Origin of the sequence: Actinomadura harenae, from assembly GCF_003696215.1 — a bacterium.
Taxonomy (GTDB): Bacteria; Actinomycetota; Actinomycetes; order Streptosporangiales; family Streptosporangiaceae; genus Spirillospora; species Spirillospora harenae.
Map to the genome: position 1 here is coordinate 36,111 of NZ_RFFG01000068.1, position 6,000 is coordinate 42,110.

The following is a 6,000-nucleotide window of genomic DNA, read 5'->3' on the forward strand; positions in this document are numbered from 1 at the left end:
TTCCTTACCTTCGTTCACGTCGTCCCCGGCCTTGTACGCGCGCGCGTCGTGACCGTCCTCTCTGGCCCCCTGGCGGCAGCGGCTCCACGCGCCTGACTTCATCGGCAGGTCGCGGGAGGACGAAAGCCTTCAGGGAGGGGCGACGGCAGCCTGATCAGCTGCTCTTCTTGCGTCGGGTGTTACCGCCGCGTCCCCGCAACGGGACACCGGCCTCCTTGAGCACGTTGTAGATGAAGCCGTAGGACCGTCCGGTCTCGGCGGCCAGATCACGAATGCTCTCTCCGGCGGCGTACCGGGGCGCCAGCTCCGCGGCCAACTTGGTGCGCTCGGCACCGGTCACGCGGGTGCCCCTCGACAGAGTGCGGGTCACGAGTACCTCCTGGATGACTACCGCGCTGCGCGACGGGGGACGTCCCCGCAGTTCACAGCACTGATGATCTACCCCAACGTACACATTCCCCGCAAACTGGCCGCCACTCCGCACGATTCGACATCTTCTCGGCCACACGTGGTCGTTTCCACGGCAGTAGGCGTTTCGCGATCAGACAAACCCCCATGGACCAGCCTCCCCAGCCCGCTCGCGGAGTTATCCACAGAACGACATTCGGCTATCGCCGGTCCAGGACGCCGACGCAGGCTGGACCTCCACCCGCTCCGCTCGAAGGGACCTCACCGCCATGGCCGACATCGTCACGCTCCCCGTCCCCGCCACCACGACCTCCCGCTTCGTCGTCGCGGCCGCCAGACTCCCCGCCGACCTCGTCAACCTGGTCAAAGAGCAGGCCGACGGCGCCTTCGGCGACCACCTCGTCAACCGCCTCCACACCCCGCAGCTGGAGATCACCAACGAGGACGCCACCCGGTACCGCTGGGACCCGACCCAGATTCGCTCGGTCGACCCCGAGCACGCGGGCACCGAGACGCTCCTGCGCACCGCCGCACGCATCGCCGTCATCACGACCTGCGCCCCGATCACCGACCAGCCCCGCGCCGTCCAGGTCGCCCGCTCAGCCGCCTACACGATCGCCCGTCACACCGGAGGCACGGTCGCCGACATGGTCACCGGCCACATCCTCTGGGCCCCGACATCCGGCACCATCCCCCACCTGGACCCCGTGGAACGCCCCCGGTTCGCCCTGGGAGACAAGTGGCTCGGCGACGTCCTACCGCCCTTCCGCGCCAACGGCCGCTGCACGGCTCCCGACCCCCACCTCGATCCCGAAGGCGCCGACACCTGCGCCTGCGTCCGCCTCAGAACCCAGGGCCTCCGCCGCTTCGGCCTTCCCGAACTCGAGATCGCGAACGTCGCCTGCCCCCACGACCTGCCCGCCCTCAACGTCCTCCGCGCCACCGCCCACCTCCTCCTCACCGACCTCTGGTCCTGGCTCGCCACCGGCCCCTCCGGCCACACCTGCCCTCTCCCCGCCGACCTGACCATCACCGGCCTCGACTTCGACGCCTACTGGGGCACACCCCCGCGACCTCCCCACCGCATCTCCCCCTTCCCGATCCACCTGACGCCCCGCACACGGCACCTCCTGACCGTGGGCCCGCCCCCCAGCCACGAGGGCACCATCAACGACTGGCTCCTCTCCCCCGAACTCCCCAACGACATGCGCAACACCACACCCCCATCAACCGCCCTCCAACCCCCCACCTTCACCCCCGCCCTGGCCGCCTAGCCCCGCCGAACGACCAAACCCTTCACCCCATCCCCAAACCCCAGCTTCACCAGCAGAAACACCCGACCAACAACCACTTCCCAGACCCCCCGACAACACCCCGCGCCCCCATTCCCAGCGTCCCCGCGCTTCGACCTCCCCGTCCAACATCCCGCGCGCGCCCGACGCCCCCGCACCCCTCACCGACGCCCGGCGTCCCGAGTCCACGCGCCGAACGTCCCACGCCCCGTATCCCGCACGCCGTACCCCACGCCAACACCGGCGCCCAAGTCCCGCCGCCGACGTCCCACGCATGGCGCCCCAGGCCCAGCATCCCGAGTTCCACAGCCAGCGCCCCGTACCCCGCGCCCGTGCCCGCCGTCTCGCAATCGACGCCCAGCGCCCCATGTCCCGACACACCCGTGATGGGCGCCCCGCCGCCGGTCGCCGGTCGCCGGTCGCCGGTCGCCGGTCGTCGGTCGTCGGTCGTCGGCGACAGCGTCGCCCCGGCCTGGCGGGGCCGGGCGTCCTGCCCAGCCTTCTCAATCGCGTCGGAGGGGCAGGGTTGGCACAGGATCAGCGCTGGCACAAGTCAGGACGCGCCTTCGCACTCGGTTCGGCGGCGCGCGCCGGACGGCGCCGTCCGGCTATTGCGGGGCCGGTGCGGGGATCATCACCGGCAGCTCCCCGCATGGGCCCGTCCGCACTCACGCAGACGGCTGCTGAACGCATTGCCGGGCCCGGCTGAAGCGGCCGAGCCTGCCGAGGCACAGACTCGAGACGCTGCCGCACCCACTGCACTGTCGCGAACCGCAGAGCGAAGAATGGTCGCTTCCGGGGCCGGCCCGGTGCACCACCTGCCGGTGCCCCACCTCCCGGCCACCTCCGTTACCTGCGAACTCCTGGTCTACACGGCCAGGCAAGCTCGCTCGGGTCGTGCTTCACCGACAGGACATCCTCACTCGCGGGGCAACTCGCCCATTATCAAGAGTGACCAATTCACCACGCTGTGTAGTTGAACTGGCTACGATCGACTTCCTGACGGTGACCACCGCGATCCCCCAAGGCAAAGATGAACCGTTTCTTGGCAAAGCTCGGCCACGCACGCCTACCCGGCGGCCCGCCCCGCTGCACCTGCGGCGTACTCAGCTGCACAGCGCTGGCCAGTGCGCTCTACCTCCCCGCAGACACCGCTGAGCCTCCCGCTCATCACCGCTCCTCGCTCCCGGCAAGCCTCACGGTCGACGCATCCGAGACCCACCCTCGTGCGCACGTCAACACCCCCATCCCCGCCCCCACGAATGCGCCCCTCCCCCCGCAGAAGCGAAAGCCAATCCCAACACCGCTGGCTCCCGGCTCACCCCCGCCCGCGCACACGGAACTCCCCGCCGCACAAGTCGGCGCTGCAGTCCCTGTGCAGATTTGGCAGTCGCCGCTGACGACGGCAGCTGTCCCACAACCGCAGCATTCCCGTACGGGACCAGGGAGGCTGCCCCAGGTCAGGGAGGCTGCTCCCAAGCAGCCCGACTCATCAGTCACCACCGCGACACAGCTGAGCACGGCGTTCACCGCAGACCCCGGCACAGCGCAGCCGGACACAGCGAGTTGGCCGTCAGCGGCCGCAGTCGGCTCGGTACAGCCAGAATCGGCAACGCGTGACCGAACAGGCCCAGCGATCCCCGCCTCACTTCGGCTCGTATCCATCAGGAGCAGCAGCGCAGGCCTCCCCAGCGCCGCGGGACATGACCCCGACAGCAGGCCGACCCCAGACCGGCCCACCTCGCCGCCCCCGTCCGACTCCAGCCGCACCGACGCCAAGAACCTGGACACATCCTCCGCATGGAAACCCGTTCCACGCGGAAGGGTGCCCGCCGTATGCCTCCAGTCCGAGACCTACGCCCACTGGTTCACCGCGCAGATGTGCCATGCCGCTTGGGCAGCTGTGCTGCGCGGAGAGCTCTCCGCACCGCAACCGACCCGATCGCCCGCACACCACGGAACACACAACGGTAGAAACCCAGCGACCTCAGACCCCGCAGACCTTCCTTTCCACCGGCACCCCGCAGACGCTCAGCGAGAGCAGGGCTTTCCGCAGGGGGCGACACCGCCGGCACACAGGCGCCCGTCTCCTTCGATGACGCAAGGGGCTCGAACCCCACCGCATTCTGGAGGCCACCTCTCCCTCAAGGCATCGCTCCGTCCCCTGTTGCTCCTCGGATTGCTCCTCTCCGCGGCGGCCATGGGCGGATATCCCTTCCGTCGCCGGATCTACGCTCTTGCAGGTGCGGCACTGCTTCCCCCTCCGGGAGGCGATCCCCTCAACGGCGAACGGACGGCGCATTTCACCTATCGCCCGGCCATCGACCCGTTCGCCATCCCGCTACTCGGCCTCTCCGGTCCCGGCGCACCGGCAACCGCACGGATCCTCACCCTCTCCGCCCTGGAAGAGTGCACGGACACCACCCTCGTCGTGATCCCTCGTCCCGACGCCACGGCCCTGTTCGGCCTCACCGAGGACGAACTGCTCGAAGACTGCATCGAGCCCCTGTTCATCCCCGGCAACCTGGACGCCGCCCTGGCCTACCTCGAGACGGAACTCGCCATCCGCAAGGGCAACGGCCCTACCTGCGGACGCCGGCTCCTTCTCGCAGCCGACTGCGAGGAGGAGGCCGACCGAATCACCGAACTCGTGACGCGCCACCCCACGCAGATCTCCGCCGTGCTCCTCGGGGACTGGCCCGGGGACAAGGCAACCGTGGACGATGACGGCCTCCTCACAGCCCCACCTGCCCTGGCGTGCAAACTGCCCATACGCCTCCCTGCCGTCTCCCGCACCGAAGCCCGGGACCGCCTGTTCAACGTGCTCGGCCTGAAGCCCAACCGCCCCCGCCCTCCCAAGAGAAGCAGAACCAGCTAACCCTGAGCCGCCGCCCGCGGGACTCGCCAGAGCCCACCTGCGTCCCCTGACAAGCCGACAATCCAAGCCGCCCCACAACTCCTGGAGCACCACACCAACTCATCGCACCCCAGCGACCGCCCCATGCAGCCACCTCCCAGCGCCCTCGATCTGGTCTGCACGATCGCAACCCCAGACGCAGAGCCCGGCTGGGACGGATATCAGCAGCCGCACGCGCATATCCCGACCCCGACGCGGCCCCAGGATCGGGCTGCCCCAGTGGCCCACCGGATCAACGCCCTGGGCCTGTTGGAGCGCCCAAGGCCACCCGGAATCCGAACTGGCACAATCGCCTGAACCCGTCCCTGGTCGAGACCTCCGTCCTCCACAGGAGCCTCGCGCTCACCCGCCCTTGCAGGTCCCTCGCCGAGCGCCGCACGGATCGCCGATCGAAGCTCAGCGGAGGGCGCGGGCAGAGGAGCAGCGTGGAGTACGAGGCGCATCGACCAGCGCTTCAGGTCGGTGTCCTGCCAGAACAGCCCAGCGACCTCGGCCCGTCGCAGCCCACGGAAGGCGACCAGGTGGAAGGGGCGTACAGGCGCTCGTCGACGGCGAAGCGAGGAACGCGCCGGGCTGCGCGGGGTCCAGACCATGGTGTCCTGTCGGTCTCCTGCCAGCGCTGGACGCGTTCGGCGGTCCATACGGACGGCTTGACCCGCCTGCCCCTGATCCGGGGCAGTTGTCGTCCCCACGCACGTGGGGGTGGTCCGGCCTGGTAGTTGGAGCCTGCGCAGATCGCGGAGGGGCAAGCCCGAGCGGCAGGGACCGTCCGCCTGGTGGATGAAGAGATGCCGACGGCCCCGCGCCTGTGCCGGCCGTGCGCCACTGGTCGGTGGCGTCCACAAAGCGCTGGGAACGGCGGCTTGCGCGCGTGACATGGTCGAGAACGGACTGCCGGAGCCGACCTGCTGTGGGCCTTGCCCCCGCGCTCGGCGCATCGGCGCGCAGAACGCGGAGGCGACGACATGCCTCTGGCTGTCGGACCTGCTTATCCGGCTTGGGCGGGCTGGTAGTCGCCGCCGCGCTGCCGGTTGATGACGGCGAAGCGGTTGGTGGCGTTGATGAGGGCGATGAACGCCACCAGCGCGGCCAGTTGCTCCTCGTCATAGTGCTCGACGGCGTCCGCCCAGACCTCGTCGGTGACGCCGCCGGCGCCATCGGCGATGCGGGTGCCCTGCTCGGTCAGTGCCAGCGCCGCGCGTTCGGCGTCGGTGAACACTGTGGACTCGCGCCAGGCGGCGACCAGGTTGAGGCGGCTAGTGCGCTGACCGGAAATGATCACCGGGTTGGGTGACACGCCGTCGGGCTTGCCGGGTTCGGGCGGGTTCTGTGTCCAGACTCGATCCCGTCGGGATCGAGTCTGGGGAGGTGGCGGGTGGCGGA

Annotated in this window: 4 protein-coding genes; 2 read left to right on the plus strand and 2 right to left on the minus strand. The window is 69.8% G+C overall.

Features of this window, described 5'->3' with window-relative positions:
* Positions 1-154 precede the first annotated feature (154 nt).
* Positions 155-370, minus strand: a complete 216-nt coding sequence (locus EBO15_RS29910; RefSeq protein ID WP_122197810.1) for a helix-turn-helix domain-containing protein — start codon at positions 368-370, stop codon at positions 155-157.
* Between the two features lie 307 nt (positions 371-677).
* Between EBO15_RS29910 and EBO15_RS29915 the strand changes: the two genes are divergently transcribed.
* The gene (locus EBO15_RS29915) at positions 678-1,682 is read left to right on the plus strand and encodes a hypothetical protein (RefSeq protein WP_122197811.1); all 1,005 of its coding nucleotides are present in this window, start codon (positions 678-680) and stop codon (positions 1,680-1,682) included.
* Between the two features lie 2,197 nt (positions 1,683-3,879).
* Positions 3,880-4,578: a hypothetical protein gene (locus tag EBO15_RS29920; protein WP_147481712.1), complete on the plus strand. Its 699-nt coding sequence runs from the start codon at positions 3,880-3,882 to the stop codon at positions 4,576-4,578.
* 1,027 nt (positions 4,579-5,605) lie between these two features.
* Here the strand turns inward: EBO15_RS29920 and EBO15_RS29925 are convergent.
* The coding region (locus tag EBO15_RS29925; RefSeq protein ID WP_407643393.1) for a carboxymuconolactone decarboxylase family protein at positions 5,606-6,000 on the minus strand (395 nt) is incomplete at its 5' end.

Excerpts from the sequence above, each read along its gene's own strand:
- EBO15_RS29915 (WP_122197811.1), top strand. The coding sequence starts at position 678 with ATGGCCGACATCGTCACGCTCCCCGTCCCCGCCACCACGACCTCCCGC.